The 22474-nt window shown below is 71.5% G+C and carries 17 protein-coding genes; 6 read left to right on the forward strand and 11 right to left on the reverse strand.

Features of this window, described 5'->3' with window-relative positions; translation table 11 throughout:
• Positions 1 to 10 precede the first annotated feature (10 nt).
• The 3 genes from ACFYRY_RS25595 to ACFYRY_RS25605 form a co-directional block, all read right to left on the reverse strand.
• A complete protein-coding gene (locus ACFYRY_RS25595; protein ID WP_389149970.1) occupies positions 11 to 1639 on the reverse strand; it encodes an RICIN domain-containing protein in 1629 nt (542 codons plus the stop codon).
• A gap of 506 nt (positions 1640 to 2145) precedes the next feature.
• On the reverse strand, positions 2146 to 2523 hold the full coding sequence (locus ACFYRY_RS25600) for a toxin Doc (protein WP_356778441.1): 378 nt from the start codon (positions 2521 to 2523) through the stop codon (positions 2146 to 2148).
• A 3-nt stretch (positions 2524 to 2526) separates the two neighbouring features.
• Positions 2527 to 2772, reverse strand: a complete 246-nt coding sequence (locus tag ACFYRY_RS25605; protein ID WP_389149973.1) for a hypothetical protein — start codon at positions 2770 to 2772, stop codon at positions 2527 to 2529.
• Between the two features lie 189 nt (positions 2773 to 2961).
• Between ACFYRY_RS25605 and ACFYRY_RS25610 the strand changes: the two genes are divergently transcribed.
• Complete coding sequence (locus ACFYRY_RS25610; protein WP_389149976.1) at positions 2962 to 3684, forward strand: 2OG-Fe(II) oxygenase; 723 nt, start codon at positions 2962 to 2964, stop codon at positions 3682 to 3684.
• Positions 3685 to 3744: 60 nt separating this feature from the next.
• Here ACFYRY_RS25610 and ACFYRY_RS25615 read toward each other — a convergent pair whose 3' ends face one another.
• Both ACFYRY_RS25615 and ACFYRY_RS25620 read right to left on the reverse strand, forming a co-directional pair.
• Complete coding sequence (locus ACFYRY_RS25615; RefSeq protein ID WP_389149979.1) at positions 3745 to 5988, reverse strand: glycoside hydrolase family 9 protein; 2244 nt, start codon at positions 5986 to 5988, stop codon at positions 3745 to 3747.
• A gap of 137 nt (positions 5989 to 6125) precedes the next feature.
• Positions 6126 to 9221, reverse strand: a complete 3096-nt coding sequence (locus ACFYRY_RS25620; RefSeq protein ID WP_389149981.1) for a glycoside hydrolase family 2 TIM barrel-domain containing protein — start codon at positions 9219 to 9221, stop codon at positions 6126 to 6128.
• 267 nt (positions 9222 to 9488) lie between these two features.
• Between ACFYRY_RS25620 and ACFYRY_RS25625 the strand changes: the two genes are divergently transcribed.
• The 3 genes from ACFYRY_RS25625 (at position 9489) to ACFYRY_RS25635 (ending at position 14202) form a co-directional block, all read left to right on the forward strand.
• Positions 9489 to 11879, forward strand: a complete 2391-nt coding sequence (locus ACFYRY_RS25625) for a SpoIIE family protein phosphatase (RefSeq protein ID WP_389149984.1) — start codon at positions 9489 to 9491, stop codon at positions 11877 to 11879.
• A gap of 221 nt (positions 11880 to 12100) precedes the next feature.
• Entirely contained in the window at positions 12101 to 12778 is a 678-nt protein-coding gene (locus ACFYRY_RS25630) for a DUF4232 domain-containing protein (protein ID WP_389149987.1), read from the forward strand.
• A gap of 125 nt (positions 12779 to 12903) precedes the next feature.
• A complete protein-coding gene (locus ACFYRY_RS25635; protein ID WP_389149990.1) occupies positions 12904 to 14202 on the forward strand; it encodes an arsenic transporter in 1299 nt (432 codons plus the stop codon).
• A 55-nt stretch (positions 14203 to 14257) separates the two neighbouring features.
• Here the strand turns inward: ACFYRY_RS25635 and ACFYRY_RS25640 are convergent, their stop codons facing one another.
• On the reverse strand, positions 14258 to 16255 hold the full coding sequence (locus ACFYRY_RS25640) for a ricin-type beta-trefoil lectin domain protein (RefSeq protein ID WP_389149993.1): 1998 nt from the start codon (positions 16253 to 16255) through the stop codon (positions 14258 to 14260).
• Positions 16256 to 16661: 406 nt separating this feature from the next.
• The gene (locus tag ACFYRY_RS25645) at positions 16662 to 17591 is read right to left on the reverse strand and encodes a helix-turn-helix domain-containing protein (protein WP_389149996.1); all 930 of its coding nucleotides are present in this window, start codon (positions 17589 to 17591) and stop codon (positions 16662 to 16664) included.
• A gap of 63 nt (positions 17592 to 17654) precedes the next feature.
• On the opposite strand from ACFYRY_RS25645, the gene ACFYRY_RS25650 reads away from it, so the two are divergent.
• A complete protein-coding gene (locus ACFYRY_RS25650; protein ID WP_389149999.1) occupies positions 17655 to 18473 on the forward strand; it encodes a phytanoyl-CoA dioxygenase family protein in 819 nt (272 codons plus the stop codon).
• A 36-nt stretch (positions 18474 to 18509) separates the two neighbouring features.
• Here the strand turns inward: ACFYRY_RS25650 and ACFYRY_RS25655 are convergent, their stop codons facing one another.
• Positions 18510 to 19478 carry an aldo/keto reductase gene (locus tag ACFYRY_RS25655; RefSeq protein WP_389150001.1) on the reverse strand — a complete coding sequence of 323 codons (969 nt, stop codon included), beginning with the start codon at positions 19476 to 19478 and terminating at the stop codon, positions 18510 to 18512.
• A 71-nt stretch (positions 19479 to 19549) separates the two neighbouring features.
• On the reverse strand, positions 19550 to 20077 hold the full coding sequence (locus tag ACFYRY_RS25660; protein ID WP_389150004.1) for a flavoprotein: 528 nt from the start codon (positions 20075 to 20077) through the stop codon (positions 19550 to 19552).
• Between the two features lie 254 nt (positions 20078 to 20331).
• Here ACFYRY_RS25660 and ACFYRY_RS25665 point away from each other — a divergent pair, with 254 nt between their 5' ends.
• A complete protein-coding gene (locus ACFYRY_RS25665; RefSeq protein WP_389150007.1) occupies positions 20332 to 20712 on the forward strand; it encodes a hypothetical protein in 381 nt (126 codons plus the stop codon).
• Between the two features lie 84 nt (positions 20713 to 20796).
• Here the strand turns inward: ACFYRY_RS25665 and ACFYRY_RS25670 are convergent, their stop codons facing one another.
• Positions 20797 to 20997 carry a ferredoxin gene (locus tag ACFYRY_RS25670; protein WP_389150010.1) on the reverse strand — a complete coding sequence of 67 codons (201 nt, stop codon included), beginning with the start codon at positions 20995 to 20997 and terminating at the stop codon, positions 20797 to 20799.
• A gap of 11 nt (positions 20998 to 21008) precedes the next feature.
• Positions 21009 to 22208, reverse strand: a complete 1200-nt coding sequence (locus tag ACFYRY_RS25675) for a cytochrome P450 (protein ID WP_389150013.1) — start codon at positions 22206 to 22208, stop codon at positions 21009 to 21011.
• Positions 22209 to 22474 lie beyond the last annotated feature (266 nt).

Consider the following 22474-nt stretch of genomic DNA (forward strand, 5'->3'; position numbering starts at 1 on the left):
GCGCCATCCCCTAAATCCGGTCCGTCACCTCAGCCGGCCACGCCGGCGGCTTCTGCGTCCCGGTGATGGACAGGGATCCCGGGGTGGCCGTCGACGTCGAATCGGTCAGCCAGCGCTGATCGGTGGATCCGTCCCGGACCTTGACGACGATGTCGGCGCCCGCGTCGTCGTCGGTGAAGGTGACGGCGAGCCGGTCGTCCCAGCGGGGCAGCACCTCCCCCCGCACGGTCAGGTCGTAGCGCACGTCGTCGGCGCGCTTGTCCTTCTCGTCGGCGCAGCCGCCGAGGACCACCACACCGGCGTCCACGTGCGAGTCCAGGCACAACGCGGGATCGGCCACGCTGCGCAGCAGCCCGTCGTTCTCGTACGACCACTGCTGGGTCGCCGCGGTGGAGCACTTCGCCAGTTCCGTCCCGGCCCCCTTCTTCGGCTTGCCCGTGATGTCGAGGCACAGGTCGGCGTCGGCGCTGCGCAGCCTGGTCCGACCCGGAGCGGCGGGGAGTCCGGCGGTGCCGGAGGATGCCGTCGGCGGGGACGGGGAGCCGTTGTCCGGCCCGCCGAGGCCACCGTTCGCACTGGTGGAGGCGGCAGGGTCGACTCCGTCGTCCGTCGACCAGAGGCCGGCCACCAGCACCGTCGCCAGCAGCCCGGCGGAGGCGAGGCCGACTCCCGTGAGCAGTGTCCGCGAGGAGCGCAGGCCGCCCGGGATCCGGCGGTGCAGCGCGGCTGCGCCCGGGGTGCCGGTCAGAAGACGGCGGCGGCCGCCACCGTGCCGGGCGGTGCCCTGCGCCCCTTCCTCGGGCCCACCGCGGCCAGGGCGGCTGTCGAGGTAGCGGCGGGCGCCCCAGCCGATCACCGCCTCGGCGAGCAGGACCCCCAACCCGCCCTCGAAATAGCTCAGCTGTTCGGCGGCGTTACGGCAATAGCGACATTCCCCCAGATGGTGCTGAACATCCGGCAGCAGTCCCCCGCCCCGGCGAATCGGAACGTCGAGGAGGCGGTTGTAGAAGCGGCAATCCTTGGTCGGCGCGAGTTCCCGATGGGCATGTACACATCCTTCGCGGAATTTTTCACGCGCCTGTTCGAGTGCCGCCGACGCGGTGTCGATATCCATGCCGGACAGAGCGGCGGGGACGGATATGGGCTCCGCCTCCACCTCCACGTGCCACAGCACACAGCGGGAAAGTGCGGGAAGAGCATGAAATGACCGCTCGGCGAGCTTGCGGTTTTCCGGCGTCATGGACTTCGCCGTACGCATCGCGCGGGCGCCCGCGGGTTTGTCGAGGTCCGGCAGAACACCGGATATCCGGTCATCGGCGACCCACTGCCGGACCGTGTCCCGCACGGCCAGCAGCAGCCGGGGACGTAAGGCCATCGCCGATTCGCCGAGGGCCAGCCGGTCGAGGACCTGGTGGAAGGCGGCGGCGGTGGCCATGGAGGCGCTGTCGGCGGAATCGGCGAGACAGATCGCCGCGTACTCGTGGGCCGACGGCCAGTGCCGGGCCATCAACAGCGCCACGGCGGGGCTGCTCTCCCGGTCCGGGCGCCCTCTGAGTCTCGCGCCGAGACTGTCGTCGGATTCTTCGGGAGGCCCACCGGGCGGCGGGTAGGGGGGACGAGGGGGGTGGGGGGTGGACACGGAGCGGATTCCTTCCCACGCGCATACGGACACAGAAGTTCTGGTCGCCGAAAAGGAGCCCGGGGAGTGCGGCACCTTTCGGGCGCGGGCGCGGGGAGCGCGAATTCACCAACGTCCATCCGCCCCGGTTCCCCACGGGACGAATGCCGGCCGGCCCTTACCCCCACGCCGGTGCTTCACCCTTGCACAAGTCACTCATGACCAACAAGGCGCTCGGGGCAACCTGCACATCATTGAAAGAAAGTCAGATACGGCGAGGGGTCTGCGCCAACTCGTCGATCGAGTACCGGATTTCGGCATTGCACGCGCCCCGTGTGAAACGCGCGCACGCGCCGGAGCGCCACGCACGGTCCCGGCGCGGGGTCCCGCGTAGTGCACTGGAGGCGGCCTTTCCTCGAAGGCCCCGCGCAGGACGGCGGCTCTTCTGCGCGACGACGGCCGCCGACCCCGATCCTCCCGCCCTCGGTCGGCGGCCCCGAGGACGGTGCCAGGTGCCGCGCAGGACGTCAGATCTGCCAGGAGCGCAGCCGGTCGGCGGCGCCGTACACATCCGTCTTGCCGGAGATCAGGTCGCGGGCCAGGTCGACCAGAGCGCCGTAGGGCGGGTCGATGCCGACGTCGCTGACGAACATGTACGCCACGGCCGTCGCGCAGGCGAAGCGGGCGTTGGCCGCCGGCAGCGGCTTGAGCAGGGCGAGGGTGTGCAGCAGCGCCGCGGCCCGCCAGGCCGGGTCGGAGTCCACCCCGAGGCGCGGCGGGTCGACGCGGTGCCGGGCGACGGCGGCCACCAGCGCGGAGAAGTCGTTGACGGTGGGCTGGTCGGGCAGGACCTCTTCATGGCGCTGGAGCAGCCAGGGCACGTCGATGTGGACGACAGGAGCCATCGGTCAGGCGACCCGCCCCTCGCTTCGGGCGTGTGGTTCGTCCTCGGGGAAGGCGGCCGCGAACTCGTCGGCGTGCGAGGCGAAGAACCGGCGGAAGGCCTCGGCGCCCTCCTGCAGGGCCCGGTGCCGGGCGATGTCGGCCGCGGCTGCCTCACGCACCAGTGCCTTCATCGACGTACCGCGTTCCTTGGCGATCTGCCGCAGGTCCTCCAGCTCACGGTCGCTGAATTCCACGTTCAGAGCAGGCATGACCCCACGGTACCGCGCGGGTACTCACCCGTAAATACCACCAGGTCAAGGCAGGGTCTGCGCGGTACCAAAGGATCAGAAACACCAGGTCCGATTCCCGCCGGAGCAAGGACCGCGCCGGCCGCACACTCGGGAGGGAGAACACCGACGGGACATCACCCGCACAGGACGGGAGGAGGGGCGGACCTCATGACGCTCAGCACCGACACAGCCGTACGGCGGGTCGACGGCACCGACTGGGGCGCGCTCGCCGAGGACCTGGACACGCACGGCTGCGCCACCACTGCGCAGCTGCTGACGCCCGCCGAGTGCCGCGACCTGGCGGCGCTGTACGAGAAGCCGGAGCTGTTCCGGACGACGGTCGACATGGCGCGGCATCGCTTCGGCTCCGGGCAGTACCGCTATTTCACACACGACCTGCCCGACCCGGTCGCCGCGCTGCGCGAGAGCCTCTACCCGCGGCTGCTGCCGATCGCCCGGGACTGGGCGGCCCGGCTCGGCCGCCCGGCTCCCTGGCCCGACTCGCTCGGCGCTTGGCTGGAGCGCTGCCACGCGGCCGGGCAGAACAGGTCGGCGCAGATCCTGCTGCGGTACGGCGAGGGCGACTGGAACGCGCTGCACCGTGATGTGTTCGGGGAGCTGCTGTTCCCGCTCCAGGTGGTCGTCGGCCTCGACGCGTACGGCACCGACTACACGGGCGGTGAGTTCCTGATGGTGGAGCAGCGTCCCCGCGCGCAGTCCCGCGGCACGGCCACCGCGCTGCGCCAGGGACATGGGCTGGTCTTCACCACCCGGGACCACCCGGTGCGCACCCGGCGCGGCTGGTCGGCCGGAGCCATGCGGCACGGCGTGAGTGTCGTGCGCTCGGGCAGCCGGCACGCCCTCGGGATCGTCTTCCATGACGCGTCCTGACCGAGGCGGGGCGTGCCCCGGCCGCCCGGGAGCGGCCGGGGCACGGATGGGGCGGGGCCCTCAGGCCTGATCGGCGACGAAGGACGCCATCCGGGTCAGGGCGGAGTTCCAGTTGATCGTGTGCTCGTTGGTCGACCAGGACTGGATGTCGTCGATGTAGCAGAACTGACCGACGCAGCCCTGGAGTTTGCTCTGTGCGTAGGGGTCCTGGATGGACGAGTTCGGTCCGCCCGCGAGAGTTCCGACGGGCGGGGACGGCAGACCGGGGTCGAGCTCATGGGCGTACCAACGGCTGTGCTGGTTATGAGAGTTGACCTCGCCGTAGCCGGTCACGTACGACATGTTCAGCGCGTTGCGGCCTAGCAGGTAGTCCATGCTCTGGACGGCCCCGTCCCGGTACTTCGAGGCGCCGCTGATGTCGTAGGCGGTGGCGATGACGACCGCGTTGTGCAGGATCTGGTGGTTGGAGCCCCAGTCGTACAGGTTGCCGGCGGGCGCGTAGGGCATGCCGTACGGCTGTGACGCCAGGGTGGCGAGGTAGCGGTCGGCGCCCTTGATCACCGACTGGCGCACCTTGTCCCGGCCGGGCAGTCGGCTCGGCACGGTCGCGAGGTCGAGGCGGGCCGCCGCGGCCGTACGGGCCCAGTCGTAGCCGAGGGAGCCGAAGATGTCGGCCGTGTGGACCGGCGAGGCGAGCACGTGGTCGGCGAACGTCTTCTCCCCCGTGGTCAGGTACAGCTCGGCGGCCGCCCAGTAGAACTCGTCGGTGGCGTCGGAGTCCGCGTAGCTGCCGCCGCCGATGCCGTCGTTCGGGTCGGCGTACATCTCGGGGTGGGCGAGCGCGGCAGCCCAGGCCTTGCGGGCGGCGGTGAGGGCCCGCGCGGCGAACTCCCGGTCGTAGGGCCGGTACAGGCGTGCCGCCTGTGCGGCCGTCGCGGCCAGGTTCAGGGTCGCCTGGGTGCTCGGCGGGTGCAGTTCGCGCTTCTGCGGGTCGTCGCTGGGCAGCAGCGGCAGGCCGGTCCACTGTGCGTCGTGCATCTTGTGGTGGGCCATGCCGGCCAGCGGCTGCCCGTCCGGCACCTGCATCTTCATCAGGAAGTCCAGCTCCCAGCGGACCTCGTCGAGGATGTCCGGGACCTTGTTGCCGCTCTCCGGGATGGCGAGCGAGCCGTCGCCCAGCTTGGCCGGCTGTCCGGTGCGGGCGGTCAGGGAACGCTCGTAGGTGCTCAGCAGCTCCCAGACGGAGATGCCGCCGTTGACGACGTACTTGCCGTGGTCGCCGGCGTCGTACCAGCCGCCGGAGACGTCCAGCGTGTAGTCGCACCCGCCCGGCCGGCACGGCACGTTCGCGTCGCCCTGGTTGGGTGCGACGCCGACGTGGCCGGCGGGGCGGGCGTAGCCCGGGCGCAGGTCGTCGCGGATCGCGATGCCGCTGCGCTGCGTGTAGTAGTACTTCGCGGCGTCCAGGCGCAGCTTCTCGTAGGCGCCCGTGCCTATGTCGAAGGGACGGCCGGTCTCGCCGTCGGCCACCAGAGTGAAGCCGGTGCCGCGCTTCTTGTAGGCGCCGAAGTCGATGGAGTGGACGTTCTGCCCGGAGGAGGCGTCAGTGCCGCGCGGGACGGTCCAGCCGTGGGCCACGACCACGCCTGCGGAGTTCTTCAGCTGCCAGGGCAGTTTCGTGGTCGCGTCGGTGACGAGCGTCGCGTTCTTGGGCCCCGAGGGCAGATAGGCGACCTGGTTGACCCGCACCCGGGGCCCGGTGTCGGGCTCGTACACCTCGGGCGGCACCCCGCCCAGCAGGGACACGTCGTCCATGCAGAAACGGAACGGGTCCGCGCTGCCACCGAGCTGGAGGCCGACCTGGCCCTGGGTGGTGTCGACGGGTGCGGTGAACGTGTAGGAGTACCTGTTCCCCGACACGCTCAGCTGCGGGCTCACCTCGAAGTAGGTGTCGTAGGGCGCCACCGACAGGCCGACGATCGCGCGGACGACGTGTCCGTCGGGCGAGCCGTTCGCGGTGAAGGAGAACCGGTAGGACTCCCCCTTCACCAGGGTGATGTCGTTCTGGCCGACGGCGGCGTCCCAGCGGTTGGCGGTGCCGCCCGGCACGTCCGCGCAGAGCCGCCCCTCGGACAGGCCCGCGGTGACGTTGCTGGTGGTCCACCAGGGAGCGGTGGTGGTGTCGAAGGTGCCGTTCTTGACCTGTTCGACCTCGTCGGCGGCGGCACCGGGGGCGGGAAGGCCCACCAGGGCGGCCCCCAGCAGGGCCGTCAGGGACAGCAGGGCGGTTCTGCGTCGTTTCACGTCTGGGCTCCTCGGGGGGAGGTGCGGGTGACGCTCGCATGGGAGCGCTCCCAGAGGCGGACGCAGCCATGCTTGTTGGAAACATGACACTCCGTCAACGGCCGGGACAGGACTGGCCCGTCCCGGCCGCGCCCGTTTCAGCCCGCCGGAACCTCCAGCTTGCTGACGCGCATCGCGCCCCGGACCTCGCCGGGGTGCGCGCTGTTCAGCGTAAGCCGCAGCCGGGATCCGCGCACGGCGTCGAAGGTGATGACCGTCGGCGCGTCCGAGGCGGTGGCCCAGTCGACGACCGCACCCTTCACCGGTACGTACGCGTCGCCGTCCCACACCTCGACCTCGACAGCGGCGGGCAGGCTGTGGGTCTCGCTCAGCGTGAAGGAGACCTCCGCCCGGTCGAAGGTCCGGGTGCGCCCGAAGTCCACCGAGACCCAGTCCTCGGCCCGGGCCCCCGCGAACGCGGGCAGCAGGGCTGTGGCCGCCTTGCTGAAGGCGTTGGACCAGCCGGTGGCCGGGTCGCCGTCGAGCATCGCGGCGGGCAGCGTGTCCGGGCGGCCGGAGTAACTGGCGTCCGCCAAGGGATAGTTGACCGGGGCCGGGTGGTCCGGCTCGAACCTGGCCGCCGGGGTGGCGGCGGACGACCGGGCGGGGGTGGTGCGCACGGTCACGGAGCCCGGCCGCAGGCCCTCCACCCGGGCGGTCACCTTCAGGGACCCCGGCCGCGCGGAGGACCGTACGATCGCCAGCGCCTTGCCGTGGAAGGCGGTCCGGGTACTGGCCTGGTAGCGCTCGGCGCTCTCCTCCCGGCCGTTGTCGAGTCCGGCGAGCGAACCGCCCGTCACCGCGAAGGAGATCAGGTGCTCGGCGTCCGGCACGACCACACCGCGGGCGTCGACGATGTCCGCGGTGACGAAGACCAGCGCACGGCCGTCGGCGGCCAGGGACCGGCGGTCGGCGGTGAGGCGTACGGCGTGCGGTCTGCCCGCTGTGCGCAGCACGTCGGTGGCGACCACCTTGCCGTGTCTGCGGGCGACCGCCTTCAACTCGCCCGGCCGGTACGGCACTTTCCAGCCGAGGTGGAGCTTGCCCGCGCTGCCGTTCGGGCTGGTGTAGCTGCCCGGGTAGGGGCCGTCGGTGAAGGTCTTGTCGTCGCCGGTCGCCTCGGTGGTCTCCAGGTAGGCGCGGCCGTCTACGGTCTTCTTGCGGTCGAAGGTCCGGGTGCCGAGTGAGGTGCCGTTGAGGAACAGTTCGACGGTGTCGACGTTGGCGTACGCCCACACCTCGACGGTCTCGCCCTCCTGGTGGTTCCAGGTCATCGGCAGCAGGTGGACCATGGGCTCGGCGACCCACTGGCTGCGGAACAGGTGGTACATGTCCTTCGGGAAGCCCGCCGTGTCGACCGCGCCGAAGAAGGACCCCTTCACCGGGAAGACGTCGTACGGCGTCGGTTCCCCGATGTAGTCGATGCCGGACCACAGGAACTGCCCCGCGAACCACTTCCGGTCCCGGTCCTTCTTGTGACCGTACTCGCCGCTCATGGTCCAGGAGGCGAGGTTGTTGTCGTACGAGGAGGTCTCCCGCTTGCCCGGCGTGTGGTTCTCACCGGTGTTGAGGTGCTCGGGCTCCTGGTAGGCGCCGCGTGTCGAGGTCTCGGAGGACGACTCCGACTCGAAGAGGAACAGGTGCGGGTAGCGGGCGTGCAGGGCGTCCACCGACTTGGCGCTGTTGTAGTTGAGGCCGAGGCCGTCGAGCTTGGCGAGAATCAGGTCGCCCGGGGTGCCGGGGGCCGGCAGGCTGCGGTGCCGGTCGGAGCCGATCACGACGGGGCGGGTGTCGTCGAGTGCCTTGATGCCGGCGATGAGGCGGTCCGCGATGGTGAGTCCGGCGGTGGAGGTGAACTCGGAGATCTCGTTGCCGATCGACCACATGAGGACGGCGGGCGAGTTGCGGGCCGCCAGCACCATCTCCGCGATGTCCCGGTCGGACCACTCGTCGAAGAAGCGGCCGTAGTCGTAGCGCGTCTTGGAGCTGCGCCAGCAGTCGAACGCCTCCACCAGCATCACGATGCCCAGCTCCTCGCAGACCTCGATCATCTCCGGGGAGGGCGGGTTGTGCGAGGTGCGGAAGGCGTTGACGCCCATCGACCGCATGATGGTCATCTGCCGCCGGATCGCGTCCTTGCTGACCGCGGCGCCGAGCGCGCCGAGGTCGTGGTGCAGGTCGACGCCCTTGAGCTTGTGGTACGTACCGTTGAGGTGGAAGCCCTCGTCCGGGTCGAAGCGGAAGGTCCGGAAGCCGAAGGGAGTGCGGTAGGTGTCGACGGCCTTGCCGCCGACCCGCAGTTCGGTCTCCAGGGTGTAGCGGCGGGGCGTCTCGAGGTCCCACAACTGCGGTCGTTCAACGGTGAGTTCGTGGGTCTCGGTGGCCTGCCCGGCGACGTCGACCGTGGTCGTCGCGCGGGCCACGGTGCGCCCGTGGGGGTCCTTGATCCGGGACCGGATCTCGACCGGGCCCGCGGTTCCGGACTCGTTCAGCACGGAGATCCGCGCCTCGACCGTGGCGCGTTCCGCGGTGATCTCGGGCGTGGTGACACGGGTGCCCCAGCGGGCCACGTGCACCGGTTCGGTGACGACCAGGCGGGCCTCGCGGTAGATGCCGCTGCCCGAGTACCAGCGGCTGCTGGGGAGCCGGTTCTGCACCTTGACCGCGATCACGTTCTCCGTGCTGCCGTCGGTGTGCAGCAGGTCGGTGAGGTCGAAGGCGAAACCGGTGTACCCGTAGGGGTGCCGCCCGACCTCGGTGCCGTTGCAGTGGACGTACGAGTCCATGTAGACGCCGTCGAACTCCACCGAGATCCGCTTGCCGGCCAGGGCGGGCGGCAGGGTGAAGGCGAGGCGGTACCAGCCGAGCCCGCCGGGGAAGAACCCGGTGCCGCTCGTGGTGCCGTTCTGCGTGGTCGGCGTCAGCTCGATGCTCCAGTCGTGCGGCACCGCGACCTCGCGCCATCCGGAGTCGTCGTAGCCCGGCGCTGCGGCGTCGGCGTACGCACCGGTCGGGTCGGTGATGCCGCCCGGGTTGACCAGCGCGAAGCGCCAGCCGTCGCGCAGGGCGACGGTACTGCGGCCCTTCGCGTCTGCCGCGGCCTCGGCGGCCCATGCCACCGGGGTGCCCAGCAGCGCTCCCGCAGCCGGTGCGGCCGCGGAGGCGAATAAGACCGATCGACGCGTGACCTGCATGACGGCTCTCCCTCATCAGGACTCAGAAGTAATCACAATTGATCGTGAACAAACAGATTCTGACGGCCGACCACTCGGGCCCGTCAAGGGTGCGGGAACGGGCTTCTGCCCCAGGGGCCACAACGGCCGGTTTTCCCTCTTGCCCGAGGTCCGGTCACCGGACCGCCCGCACTGGGGTTCCCATCCGCGGGAGGGCCCGACGCACTACCCTGGAGCCCAAGTGAAGGCACCTGTTCACTGAGAGTGTGCGCAATGGAGTGGGCGCCGATGAGACCTGGCTACCCGTACGACGATGCCGCCACCGCGCGGGCGGTCATCGACGCCACGGGTACGCTCGTCGAGTGGAACGACGGGGCCGTCAAGCTCCTGGGCCACACGGCCGCCGAGGTCGTGGGCCGCCCCGCTGCCGAACTCCTGGCCGACGGATCCGCGCCACGCATGCCGGAGGGCCCCCGCGAGGACGGCACCCTCACGCTGCGTCACCGCGACGGCTCGACGGTCACCGTATGGCTGCTCGCCCACCACCGGGGCGCCGAGGGCGCCGCGCCGGGACAGTGGCTCGTGGTGACCCCGCTGGACGGCGACGGGCCGCTCCCGCCCGAGGAAGACCCCCTGGAGCGGGCCCAGCTCCTCCAGGCCCCCTGCGCGGTCGCGATCTACGACGAGCGGCTGCGGCTGCGCCGGATGAACGCCGCCATGGCCGAGGTGCTCGGACTGCCCGAGGAGCGGGTGCGGGGGCTCAGGGTGGCGGAGATGAGCGGACGGGCCCAGAGCCTGGACATCGAGCAGCATCTGCACCGGGTGCTGACCACCGGCCAGGGGCACGACGTCCGCACGTACCTGCCGATCGGCGACGACGGCCACGTGAACGCCTGGCTGGCCCGGATCGCCCCGATCACCGACGACACCGGCCGGGTGTGCGGCGTGTGCGTCGCCGCCCACGACTTCACCGAGCACCACCTCGCCCAGGAGCGGCTGCAGCTGGTGAACGAGGCGAGCGTCCGGGTCGGCACCACCCTCGACGTCGCCCAGACCGCCCAGGAGCTCGCGGACGTCTGTGTGCCCGCCCTCGCCGACTTCGTCAGCATCGATCTGCTGGACCCTCCGGAGGCGGGCGGCGAGCCGTTCACCGACCGGCTGACCGCGCCGGTCAGTCTGCGCCGGGCAGCCCACCAGTCGGTCAACCCGGGCAGCCCGGAGGCGGTCGCCAAGCCGGGCCAGCTGGACGTCTACCCCGCCCCCTCCCCGCAGGCCGACTCCATGGTCGCGGGGCACACCATCGTGGCGTCGACGGACACCGGCGACCTCGCCCACTGGCTCTCCTGGGACACGGTACGGCTGGACCGCATACGGCAGTACGGCATCCACTCCACGATGTCGGTACCGATCCAGGCGCGCGGCCAGACCCTCGGGGTGGCGGTGCTCACCCGCTTTCGGCGCGCGGACAGGTTCACGCCGGACGACGTGCTGCTCGCCGAGGAGATCACGGCCAGGGCGGCGGTCTGCATCGACAACGCCCGCCGTTACTCCCGCGAGCGGGAGACCGCCCTCGCCCTCCAGCGCAGTCTGCTCCCCAAGTCACTGCCGCGCACGGCCGCCGTGGAAGCGGCCTCCCGGTATCTCCCGGCGGCCCGGGCGGGAGTGGGCGGCGACTGGTTCGACGTGATCCCGCTGTCCGGGATGCGTGTCGCGATGGTCGTCGGGGACGTCATCGGCCACGGCATCCAGGCGTCGGCGACGATGGGCCGGCTGCGCACCGCCGTACGCACCCTCGCCGACATCGACCTGGCGCCCGACGAGCTGCTCACCCACCTGGACGACCTGGTGGCGCGGCTGTCCGCGGAGGCGGGCGGCATCGGCAACCCCGGCGAGGTGGGCGCCACCTGCCTGTACGCGGTGTACGACCCGGTGTCCCGGTGCTGCACGCTGGCCCGGGCCGGGCATCCGGCGCCGGTCATGCTCGCGCCGGGCGGCACCCCCGAGGAGATCGATCTGCCCGCGGGGCCGCCGCTGGGGCTGGGTGGGCTGCCGTTCGAGTGCGCGGAGGTCGAACTGCCCGAGGGGACCGTGCTGTCCCTCTACACCGACGGCCTGATCGAGACCCGGGAGCGGGACGTGGACGCCAGCCACGCGCTGCTCTGCGAGGCGCTGGCGGCCGGCTCCGACTCCGGCTCGCTGGACGAGACCTGCGACCGCGTGCTGCACCAGCTGCTCCCGCCGGGCGGCGCCCTCGACGACGTGGCCCTGCTGCTGGCGCGCACGCTCGGGCTGCCCGCCTCCCAGGTCGCCACCTGGGACATCCCGTCCGACCCCGCGCTGGTCTCCCCGATCCGCAAGCAGGTCGTCGCCCAGCTCACCCGATGGGGTCAGAGCGACGCGGCGTTCACCGCCGAGCTCGTGGTCAGCGAGCTGGTCACCAACGCCCTCCGGTACGGCGCCCACCCGGTCCGGCTGCGACTGATCCATGACGCGAACACGTTGATCTGCGAAGTGTCCGACACCAGCCACACGGCCCCGCATCTGCGTCGGGCCAAGACGTGGGACGAGGGCGGCCGCGGTCTGCTGCTGGTCGCCCAGCTCACCGAGCGCTGGGGCAGCCGGCACACGGAGGAAGGCAAGACCATCTGGGCGGAGATCCCCCTCCTCGACGAGGCATGACCTCAGACCGTCCCGGACAGCAGGACGGCGCCGCCCCGGCGACCGACCGCGTTGATCCCGGAGGCCGTACCCGGCGGAAGCTGACACGATTCGTTGTGGGCGACGCGCGAGCATCTCGGCGTCCGTCCGTGTCGGGCCGCTGTGACGGGGCACAGCGCACCGTAAGCACGTGGGTCATCCCCGTCCCCGTGCGTGAGGTCTCTTTGGGAGTGTGGGCAGACATGGCGAAGACATCCCGAAGCGCGCCGCGGGCGGCCCTGCTCGCCGGAACGGTCGCGGTACTGGGGCTGCTGACCGCGTGCGGCGACGGCGACACGGCGGGCGCTCCGCAGACGGACTCGACCACCAGCGGCGCCGCCACCTCCTCGGCCGCTCCCACCGGCACCGGCTCCACCGCGAGGACCTCGACACCGAGCCCGGACGACGGTGGCTCCACCCCGCCGGCCGCCACCCGGTCCGCCGCCTCCCCGGCCGCCGCCCTCAGTCGCTGCCACACCTCCGAGCTGCGCGCGACCGTCGGCCGCAACGACCCGGGCGCCGGCCAGGAGAACTTCCCCGTGGTCCTGACCAACGCCTCCAGCCGTACCTGCACCGTGCGCGGCTACCCGGGGGCCGCCTTCCTCGACACGTCCGGCAGGCAGCTGGGGCCGGACCCGAAACGGTCCTCCGCCACGCCCGAGACGGTGACGCTGGCGCCGGGGAGGAGCGCGTGGGCCGGGCTGTCGTTCGCCAACCCCGAGATCAGCGGGGCGCACGCGGCCACTCCGGCGTCGCTCCTGGTGACACCGCCGAACGAGCGGGACCCGCTGAAGGTGCCGTGGCGGGGCGGAAAGGTGCCGGTGTCCGGCAACGAGTCGTCGGTACGTCTGCTCCCGTTCAGTCCCGGCACCGGACCGTGACCGGCGGCTAGGGCCTGTCTGACGATTCCCGTGCCGCCCGAGGAGGCGTCGGTACGGGCGGGCGGGGTGGTCGCGAGCGGCCCGGTACGGGGTAGGCGTGGGGGCTCTTACCCTTGCCTGCTTTGATGGGCGGCCGGCCCCCGCCCATCGCGTTCGAAGGATCGACCCTGAACACCCCGCTCGCCGAATCCCTGTCCGTCGTCCTGCTCGTCGCCGTCCTCACGTGGGCGGTGCTACGCCCCTTCGGATGGCCGGAGGCGGTGGTCGCGGTCCCCGCGGCGGGGGCGGCGATCGTCGGCGGCGCGATCTCGCTGGAGCACGCGCGGCAGGAGGCCGAGCGGCTGGGCCCGGTGGTGGCGTTCCTGGCCGCGGTGCTGGTGCTCGCCCACTTCTGCGACGTCGAGGGGCTCTTCAAGGCGTGCGGGGCGTGGATGGCCCGCCGGGCGGCGGGGTCACCGAGGCGGCTGCTGACGGCGGTGTTCGTGCTGGCGTCGGCGATCACGGCCGTGCTCAGTCTGGACGCGACCGTGGTGCTGCTGACACCGGTGGTGTTCGCCACGGCCTCCCGGATGGGCGTGGCCGCGAAGCCGCACGCCTACGCGAGCGCGCACCTGTCGAACACCGCCTCGCTGCTGCTGCCGGTCTCGAACCTCACCAATCTGCTGGCGTTCGCGGCGAGCGGGCTGAGCTTCACCCGCTTCGCGGCCCTGATGGCGCTGCCGTGGCTGGTGGCGATACTGGCCGAGTACGTGGTGTTCCGGCGCTTCTTCGACCGCGAGCTGACTCGGACCACTCACCCGGCCGATCCTGCCGACGAACCCGAATTGCCGGTGTTCGCGCTGGTCACCGTCGCCTGCACGCTGGCCGGGTTCGTGGTGGCCTCGGCCCTCGGCATCGAGCCGGCCTGGGCCGCGCTGGCGGGGGCCCTGGTGCTGGCCGGCCGGGCCCTCGCGCGTCGGCAGGCCACCCCGCTCTCGGTGGTACGGGCGGCGCAGCCCGCCTTCCTGGCCTTCGTCCTGGCGCTGGGGATCGTCGTCCGGGCGGTCGTCGACAACGGCCTCGCCGGCGCGCTGCGTCACGCGCTGCCGGGCGGGACGGGTCTCGCCGCGCTGCTCGGCATCGCCGTGCTGGCCGCCGTACTGGCGAACCTGATCAACAACCTGCCCGCGGTACTGGTCCTGCTGCCGCTGACCGCGGCGGCCGGGCCCGGCGCGGTGCTCGCCGTGCTGCTCGGGGTGAACATCGGCCCGAACCTCACCTATGCCGGGTCGCTGGCCACGCTGCTGTGGCGGCGCATCGCGCACGGGCACGGGCACGATGTCGAGGTGGGCGAGTTCACCCGGCTCGGACTGCTCTGCGTACCGGCCGCTCTCATATCCGCGGTGCTGGCGCTGTGGGCGTCGCTCCAGGTCGTCGGGGTCTGAACCGACGGGCGGGACCCGAGCAGGACAGGATCGACCAGACCGGTCCGTAGCCCGGTCAGCGCTGCCCGCCGGCGCCGTAGTACGGGCCGTACCCTCCGTAACCGCCGTACCCGCCGCCCCAGTAGCCTCCCCCGTACCCGCCGTAGCCTCCCCCGTACCCACCGCTCCCCGAGGGCCCGTTCGTGGGATACGGGTACGACGGCGTCGGCGCGTGGGTGGCCCGCGGGGTCGGCGGGGTCGCGGAAGGCGTCGGCTCGGGGGTGGACGGGGGTGCGGACGTGGGTGACGGGCTCTTCGACACCTTGGGGGCGGGCGGGGCCTCGGGCGCCCGCACGGGGGTGGTGTCGGCGTCCCAGTTGACCACCTCCATCTGGAGGTCGGTCTTGGAGGTGTCGATGACCCAGTGCTGAGCCGAGTTGCTGTCGTCCCGGTTCTTGAGGACCAGCGCGCCCGACGCGTCGGTGGCCGCGGGAGTGAGCGCCAGGTCCTGGTCCCAGCGGGGGACGAGGGCGCCCTGGAGGGTGAAGTCGTAGCGGATGTTCTTGCTGTCGGACTTGGCAGCGGCCGTGCAGGGGGCCAGCACCACCGAGTGGCCGAGGTGGGAGTCCATGCACAGGTCGGGGGCGTCCGCGCTGCGCAGCAGACCTTCGGGCTCGTACGACCACTGCTGGCCCCGGTCCGAGGAGCAGGTGGTGAGGGCGGTCTCCGCGCCCTCTACGGCCTTTCCGCCGACGAGGCCGACACAGAGGCCGGACGTGACGTTGTGCAGCCGCCCGCGCACGGTGCCCTGCTGCGCGTCGCCGGCTTCGACCCAGGACCGGTCGGACGTCGACGTGCCCGACCCGGTGCCGGGCTCGGCGGAGAGGCCGTCGGCCTGCGGAGCGCCGTCCGAGGAGCCGATGGACGACCACAGGACCAGCGGCAGGACGATCAGCCCGCTGACGGTGAGGACGGCCACGGTGAGATTGCGGCGGGAAGCGCGGCGGCGGGAGGCACGGCGGGGTGACTTGTGGGCGGACCCGCGCGAGGCGCCGCGCGAGCGGGCGCGGGTGCCGGTACGGCTGCCCGCGGGCACGGGAGGCGTCAAGGGCGCGGCATCGGGCGCGAAGGGCGCGAAGTTCTCGCCCGCGAACGCGGGTTCCGCAATGGAGGTGTGGGGCATCGCGCCGAAGAACTCGTCCGGGACCGGCGCGGGCGGCGTCATCGTCCCGTCCGGGACGGCGTGCACGTGCGCGCGTGCCTCCACGTAGGCCTGGGCGCCCCAGCCGAGTACCGCTTCGGCGAGCGCGACGCCGAGGCCCTCGTTGAACTGGTGGAGTTGGTCCGCGGTGTCCCGGCAGTGCCTGCACCACCCCAGGTGCTCACGCAGATCGGCGTCCACGTCGACGCCGCGACGGCGGTAGGTCACGTCCAGCAGCCGCAGATAGTGCCGGCACTCCTGCTCGGGGGCGAGTTCGCGGTGGACCTGGAGGCATTCCTCGCGCAACCGCTCACGGGCCCGCCCCAGTTCGACACGGGCACCCTCCTCGTCCAGGCCGAGCAGCGCGGCGGGTATGTCGAGCGGTTCCGCCTCGACCTCGGTGTGCCAGAGCAGGCAGCGGGCCGACTGGGGCAGCCGCTGGAACGCCCCGGACAGCATCCGGCGGTTCGCGGGCGGCAGCATACGGGCGGCGATCCGGTCCCCGTTGCCGTCGGTTCTCAGTTCCGGGTGCAGCTGTTCACGTCGGTGGTCGGTGTCCCATTCCGCCGCGATCCGGCGCACGGTGACCAGGAGGTGGGGCCGCCAGGCGGAGCTCGGCCCGGTCTGGCGCAGGGATTCCCCGAAGAGCCGGGTGAACGCGGCGGTGGTGAGCATGCCCGCGGGACGCGGACCGTCGGTGCACAGCCTGGCGTAGGCGAAGGCCGCTTCCCAGTGCCGGTCGAGGAGTTCGCCGACGGGTTGCAGCGCGGGTGTCGCCCCACTCCACTTCTTGAGCTCGGCGCTCAGCTGCTCGTCCGTGGCATCGCTCGGGCGAGCGGGAGTCGGGGAATTCGACGGCCCTGCGCTATTCACTGCGGCATTCCTCCGAGGACAAACTGCACAAATTCCATACCAACGGGTATGCGGTGCCGTCGGCTGAGCGACGGGATCAATCCGCACAAGGTTCGGCATATCGTACGCCCGCCATGACGGCTCTTTTGAAGCGGTGGGGAGCGAACGGGAGCGGCCTTGTACGCACAGCGGAGACATGGGTGTCCGTGCGTCGACCTCGCACACCTTTGCACAGGCCACTGAGCTGTAACAAGAGATCACGCGGTTTTGTGCATTGCGTGCCCGTCGAAGGGATTTGACGAAGTGTCATACCCGGGACACTCCGGGGATCGACCCGGTGTCAGTGCGTCGTATCCGGAAATGACATCCAGTCGACCGCGGGCCGCTCAAACCATTGGACGACCACTCCAGCGCGCATTCCGGCCGACTACGCGGACCGGGTCCCAACCATTGGGCCACTCGACCGGTAACCGCCGGGCGGCAGACCGTAACGCTCGCGGAAGACCCGGTTGAAGTGACAGGGGCTCGCGAAGCCGCAGGCGGCTGCCACGCGTTCCACCGGCAGGTCGGTGCCCTCCAGCAGCAGGGCGGCGTGCCGCAGCCGCGCCTCGCGCAGTTCCCGCATCGGCGAGCGACCGAGCTGCCCGGAGAACAGGTGCGCGAACCGGGAGGGGGACAGTGCCACCTCGGCGGCGAGCGAGCGGACGGTGTGCGGGGCTCCCGGGTCGGCCGCGATCAGCTCCTGGGCACGGCGCACCCGGGGGTCGACGCCGGGCCGGGGTGACGGTGCGCGGTCGGCGCCGGTGGTGAGCAGGACGACTTCCTCCAGCGCGCAGAGGGCGAGTTCGCGGGCCGCGGTGCCGTGCGCCACCGCGACCTGTCCCCGGCCGTCCTCCGTCACCGGCGGCGCCCCGGTGCCCGTCCAGCGGGCGTCCGAGAGCATCCGGCGGAACGCGGCCTCGATCCGGTCGTGCACGGTGGCCGGGGTCGGGGTGATCACGTGCAGGCCGTCGCCGGTGGCGTACGGACGCAGCCAGGACGGCCAGGACGGTCTGGCCCGGCAGTGCGCCCACCAGAACCGCCAGTGCCGGGCGCCCGCCGCGACGCCGTAGTCGTGCCGGACGCCCGGGGCGAGCACCACCAGGTCCCCGGCACCCGTCCGCGTCCAGGACTCCCCTTGACTCAGCAGCCCCTGTCCGCCGGTGGTCCAGATGAAGAGCCAACTGTCGGCACCGCCTGGCCGGTCGACGCCGTACCCCGGGGGCTGGTCGTAGCGGCCGACCACCACCAGGCCGGGCGGCGGGGCGGGGTCACCGGGTGCGGCAGTCCTGGGCAATCCGTCAGCGGTCACGGGCATCCCCCTTCGGCGGGCGGCGGCCTAGCGTGTCGTAGCGACGGCACCCGACCGAGGAGCGGACGAATGACAGTCACGGACAACGGCACCGCCGACGTTCCCATCCTGCCCGAGGCGGGGCGGCGGGCGTTCGCGGAGGACGGCTTCACCGTCGTGCGGGGTCTGTTCGGGTATGACGAGATCGACCGGTTGCGCGCCGAGTTCGCGGCGCTGCACGCGGCGGGCCCGGTGCCGGGGCACTTCGAGCCCCGGGAGTCGGCGGATCCGCTGCACCGCTACCCGCGGGTGATGCAGCCGCACGAGTTCAACGGTCTCGCGCGGAGCGTGCTGCTGGATCCACGGCTGCGCTCCGTGCTGGAGGCGCTGCTCGGGGAGGAGGCGCTGGCCGCGCAGAGCATGTTCTACTTCAAGCCGCCGGGGGCCCGGGGGCAGGCGCTGCACCAGGACAACTTCTACCTGCGGGTCGAGCCGGGCACCTGTGTGGCGGCGTGGATCGCCTGCGACGAGATCGACCGGGACAACGGCGGTCTGGAGGTCGTGCCGGGCACCCACCGGATGGAGGTGTTCTGCCCCGAGGAGGCGGACGAGGAGGTGTCGTTCGCCCGGGAGTACGTGCCCCCGCCGCCGGGGCTCGCGGCCGCGCCGGTCGACATGCGGCCGGGGGACGTGCTGTTCTTCAACGGCAGCCTGGTGCACGGCTCGCAGCCCAACCGCACGTCCGACCGGTTCCGTCGGTCGTTCATCGGGCACTACGTGGGGCGTTCCACCGAGCGCATCGGGCACTTCTACCGCACGCTGTCGATGAGCGGCGAACGGGTACCGCTGCCGGAGAGCGAGGGCGCGGGCCCGTGCGGCACGGAGTTCGCACCGCACGGGCCGCACTGAATCCCCTCTGTCCGACGGGAATCGTTGTGACAGGACTCAGTGACCGGAGATCGGGCGGGCCGTGTAGGGCTGTTCGAGCTCCTCGATCTCCTTGTCGCTGAGTTCGAGTTCGACGGCGGCCACGGCGTCCTCGATGTGCCGTGGCTTGGCCGCTCCGACGATCGGGGCGGCCACCGTGTCCCGCTGCAACAGCCAGGCGAGGGCGACCTGGGCGCGCGGGACCCCACGGTCGTCCGCGATACGGGTGACGGCCTCGACGATGGTGCGGTCGCCCTCCTGGTAGAGCCGGCCGCCGAAGTCGTCGTTGGCGCTGCGCTCGGTCACCGTCCCCCAGTCCCGGGTGAGACGCCCGCGGGCGAGCGGGCTCCACGGCAGCGTGCTCACGCCCTGGTCCGCGCAGAGCGGCAGCATCTCCCGCTCCTCCTCGCGGTAGAGGAGGTTGTAGTGGTTCTGCATGGAGACGAACTTGGTCCAGCCGTGCCGCTCGGCCGTGTACTGCATCTTGGAGAACTGCCAGGCGTACATCGAACTCGCCCCGATGTAGCGGACCTTGCCCGCCTTCACCAGGTCGTGCAGCGCCTCCATGGTCTCCTCGACCGGGGTGTGCGGGTCGTAGCGGTGGATCTGGTAGAGGTCGACGTAGTCGGTGCCGAGCCGGGCGAGGCTGTGGTCGATCTCGGTCATGATCGCCTTGCGGGACAGCCCGGCTCCGTTGGGTCCGGGCCGCATGCGTCCGTTCACCTTGGTGGCGAGCACCACGTCGTCACGCTCGACGAACTCGGCGAGCGCCCTGCCGACGATCTCCTCGCTGGTGCCGTCGGAGTAGACGTTCGCGGTGTCGAAGAAGTTGATCCCGGTCTCCAGCGCCTGCCGGATGAGCGGACGTGACGCCTCCTCGTCGAGGGTCCACTCGTGCGCGCCGCGGTCGGGCAGGCCGTAGGTCATGCAGCCCAGACTGATCCGCGACACGTCCAGGCCCGTCGAACCGAGCTTCACGTACTGCATCGTTGCTGCTCCTGCCGTCGGGATGGGTACGAAGGTACGAGGGTACGAAGGGGAGCGTACGACGGTCCCCCTCAGGTCAGCAGGTGCAGCGCCCGTTCCCACCCGAAGTCGGGCCGCCCGCCGTCCTCCCCCGCCTCACCGGAGTACGGCTCACCGAACCTCACGTCCATCTGCCGCAGCCGTATCAGACTGTCTTGGTAGGCGGGATGGGCGGCCAGCGCGTCGGCCACACACGGGAGTACCGCGACCGGGACGCCCAGGCCGTAGGCCTCGCACAGGGTGGCCACGGCGAGGGTGTCGGCGAGTCCGGCCGCCCACTTGTTGATCGTGTTGAAGGTGGCGGGCGCGACGACCACGGCGTCGGGCGGCGGGAAGGGGCGCGGGTCGCCGGGGGTGCGCCAGGCGGAGCGGATCCGTCGTCCGGTGAGCGCCTCGACGGCGGCGGTGTCGAAGAAACCGTTCATGGCGACGGGCGTCGCGATGACACCGACCTCCCAGTCCCGCTCCTGGGCGGCGGTGATCAGCCTGCCGACGTCCACCGCGATCCCGGCGGCGCAGACGACGACGTAGAGGAAGGGTTTGCGGGCTTGTTCGGTCACCCGCGCACCCTACTCAAGGGCCCGGCAGCCCCGGGCCTACATGAGGGAACGTCAAATACGCTCATTCCTCGGTTACTTGACCATGCCTGCGCGCCGGAGGGCGCCCAGGTCGGCGATGAGCGCCCTCTATGCCCTCTGTCCGCACCATCGTGGCGTTTAGGGGGATTTCCTCCCTATTCGCCGAGCACCGCCGTGAGGATGGCCGGTGAGAGGACTCCGCTTCTCCGGGGCCCTCCTGACGGAAGGACATACGTATGCGAGGCAAGCAGGCGATCGGCGCGGGCGTTCTGGCCCTGGCCCTGGTGTCCGGAGTCGGCTGGGCCGCCCAGGCCACCGCCGGCGAGAGCGCGGGCAGCCAGGCTGTCGCGGCCAAGGCGCCGGTGCGGGCCGCGGGCGTGGACGGCTACCAGATCGTCCAGCTCCCCAACGCCAACGTTCCCAACTTCCAGCGCCGGACCCTCTACTGCCCGTCGGGCAAGAGGGTCATCGGCGGCGGCGCCGAGGCCCAGGGCAACGGCGCGGTACTGGTCGGCAGCTTCCCCACCGCCGACGGCACCGGCTGGATCGCCCTCGGCCGGCAGGACGGCTACTCCAGCGTCGGCATCAGCGTGTACGCGATCTGCGCCAACCCCTGATCAGGCAGTTCTGACCCAGTGGTGGTTGCTGCCCACGCGGCGGCAACCACCACCCGAGAGACCTCCGCCGAATCCTGTCGAGGCTCAGCGCACCGTCTCGGACACCGTGATGGCGGTGACCGGGCAGGCCCGGGCCGCCTCCCGGACCATCGGGTCGCCCGCGCCGTCCTCCCGGCCCGGCAGCAGGGTGCTGAGGCCGTCGTCGTCCTGGGTGAAGACGCCCGGGGCGGCGAGGGCGCACTGGCCGGCGCCGATACAGACGTCCTTGTCGATGTCGATGTGCATGACCGCAGCCCCTACCAGGTCACGGGGAGTTCCAGCATCCCCTGGATCGTGTCGCCGGGCTTGAAGGGGATCTCGTCCGCCGGGGCCGCGAGGCGGAGCGTGGGCAGTCGGTCGAAGAGGGTCCGCAGGGCGATCTCCAGTTCGGCGCGGGCCAGGTTCTGGCCGAGGCACTGGTGGACGCCGAAGCCGAAACTGACGTGGTGGCGGGCCGACCGTTGCCAGTCCAGGGTGTCGGGGTCGGGGTAGACGCCCTCGTCGCGGTTGATGACCGAGGTCGCGAAGACCACGCCGTCGCCCGCGCGGATCGTCGTTCCCGCCACCTCGATGTCGTCGGTGGCCCGCCGCAGCAGCCCGTCGGCGATCGACAGCATCCGCATGAGCTCCTCGACCGCGGTGGGCACCAGCGCGGGGTCGGCGCGCAACTCGGCCAGCCGGTCCGGGTGTCGCAGGAGCGTGTAGGTACCCAGCGAGATCATGTTGGCGGTGGTCTCGTGGCCCGCGACCAGCAGGATGAGCGCCAGGGAGATCACCTCCTGACGGTCGAGTTCGCCGTCGCGCAGCCGCTGGTGGACGAGGTCGTCCAGCACGCCGTCCCCTGGCTCCGGCTGCTTCTGCTTGTGGTCGATCAACTCGCCCAGGTACGCCTCCAGTCGGTCACGAGCGTCCGAGGTGTCCTCGGCCGTCGGTCCACGCAGCAGCCGTCGTGACTGGCCCTCGAAGAAGTCGTGGTCGGCGTAGGGGACACCGAGCAGAGCACAGATCACCGTCGAGGGCACGGGCAGCGCGAAGGCGCTCACCAGCTCGGCGGGCGGCCCCTGCGCGATCATCGCGTCCAGGCGTTCGTCGACGACCTGCTGGATGCGCGGACGCATTTCGGTGGCGCGTTTCAGGGTGAAGGCGGGGATCATCATCCGCCGCTGGGTCTGGTGCTCCCGGCCGTCGACGCCCAGCAGCGCGGTCTTCCGGTTCCGGGCCGCCGCGAAGCGGGCCGTGGGCGCGGGGAAGTCGGGGTGGGTGCGGTCGGTGGACAGACGCCGGTCGGCCAGCAGGGCGCGGGCGGTGGCGTGCCCGCTGACCAGCCAGGCGGGGCGGCCGTCGAAGAGCTCGATCCGGGTCAGTGGCCGGGTCTCGCGCAGCGGGTCGTAGGCGGTCGGCGGGTGATAGGGACAGGTGCGGTCCTGTGGGAAGGCGACGGATTCCGTTTCTGGCATGGAGACCTCGCAGACAGGGAGAACGTCGTGCAGATCTTCATTAGATGCTTCAGGCATCTATGAGGCGACGACAAGTTCGGCCAGATCAGCGACGCGCGCAATCTGGCCGGGGATGATCGCTTCACGCCCGCGCATCGGAGGATGGCATTCGCCCCGGCGCCCCAGGCGACGGGCATCCCTGGGAAAACGGGTTGTCGCCGCTCGGTCCGCACCCTCAGGATCTGGCCATGTCTACGTTCGATGCCCTTCTGCCGTCCGCCGCCACC

This window comes from Streptomyces sp. NPDC005263 (assembly GCF_042872365.1).
Lineage (GTDB): Bacteria > Actinomycetota > Actinomycetes > Streptomycetales > Streptomycetaceae > Streptomyces.

Bases quoted from the DNA above. Each gene is read 5' to 3' on its own strand.
- ACFYRY_RS25645 (WP_389149996.1), bottom strand. From the start codon at position 17,591: ATGCCCGTGACCGCTGACGGATTGCCCAGGACTGCCGCACCCGGTGAC.
- ACFYRY_RS25635 (WP_389149990.1), top strand. From the start codon at position 12,904: ATGGGCGGCCGGCCCCCGCCCATCGCGTTCGAAGGATCGACCCTGAAC.
- ACFYRY_RS25620 (WP_389149981.1), bottom strand. From the start codon at position 9,221: ATGCAGGTCACGCGTCGATCGGTCTTATTCGCCTCCGCGGCCGCACCG.
- ACFYRY_RS25675 (WP_389150013.1), bottom strand. From the start codon at position 22,208: ATGCCAGAAACGGAATCCGTCGCCTTCCCACAGGACCGCACCTGTCCC.
- ACFYRY_RS25630 (WP_389149987.1), top strand. From the start codon at position 12,101: ATGGCGAAGACATCCCGAAGCGCGCCGCGGGCGGCCCTGCTCGCCGGA.
- ACFYRY_RS25600 (WP_356778441.1), bottom strand. From the start codon at position 2,523: ATGGCTCCTGTCGTCCACATCGACGTGCCCTGGCTGCTCCAGCGCCAT.
- ACFYRY_RS25625 (WP_389149984.1), top strand. From the start codon at position 9,489: ATGAGACCTGGCTACCCGTACGACGATGCCGCCACCGCGCGGGCGGTC.
- ACFYRY_RS25650 (WP_389149999.1), top strand. From the start codon at position 17,655: ATGACAGTCACGGACAACGGCACCGCCGACGTTCCCATCCTGCCCGAG.
- ACFYRY_RS25655 (WP_389150001.1), bottom strand. From the start codon at position 19,478: ATGCAGTACGTGAAGCTCGGTTCGACGGGCCTGGACGTGTCGCGGATC.
- ACFYRY_RS25605 (WP_389149973.1), bottom strand. From the start codon at position 2,772: ATGCCTGCTCTGAACGTGGAATTCAGCGACCGTGAGCTGGAGGACCTG.
- ACFYRY_RS25665 (WP_389150007.1), top strand. From the start codon at position 20,332: ATGCGAGGCAAGCAGGCGATCGGCGCGGGCGTTCTGGCCCTGGCCCTG.
- ACFYRY_RS25670 (WP_389150010.1), bottom strand. From the start codon at position 20,997: ATGCACATCGACATCGACAAGGACGTCTGTATCGGCGCCGGCCAGTGC.
- ACFYRY_RS25610 (WP_389149976.1), top strand. From the start codon at position 2,962: ATGACGCTCAGCACCGACACAGCCGTACGGCGGGTCGACGGCACCGAC.